The organism is Xanthobacter autotrophicus, assembly GCF_029991245.1.
In the GTDB taxonomy this organism is placed as follows: domain Bacteria; phylum Pseudomonadota; class Alphaproteobacteria; order Rhizobiales; family Xanthobacteraceae; genus Xanthobacter; species Xanthobacter autotrophicus_C.
Map to the genome: position 1 here is coordinate 1 of NZ_JAIVFO010000479.1, position 384 is coordinate 384.

Genomic DNA, 384 nt, shown 5'->3' on the forward strand with positions numbered 1-384 from the left:
GTCATGGCATCCCGTGCCTTCAGCGACCCATTGCGAGACCGTTTTGTCCTCAGCAAAGGGCATGCCGCCTTGGCCCTCTATTCGGTATTGATCGAATTGGGGTTTTGGAACGAAGACATGTTGCTGAATTACGGCCGTTCGGGAGGATTGCTCGGCGGCCATCCCTCGTCCTCAGTCAGCGGGATCGAAACCTGTACCGGTGCGCTGGGTCATGGATTGCCTTTCGCCGTGGGGGCGGCTGCCGCTGCAGCAGCGAGCAGTGGCAAACAAAAGACGTTCGTGCTTCTCGGAGACGGCGAGTTGCAAGAAGGCAGTAATTGGGAGGCGGCGATGTTTGCGAGTGCACGCTGCCTCGGTAATTTGACGGCCATCATAGATCGCAAC

1 pseudogene is annotated in these 384 nt (G+C 58.1%); it reads left to right on the forward strand.

Annotation, left to right across the window (positions count from 1 at the left end):
* Nucleotides 1-3 precede the first annotated feature (3 nt).
* A pseudogene (locus K9U41_RS23770) lies at nucleotides 4-384 on the forward strand (transketolase); the annotation flags it as partial.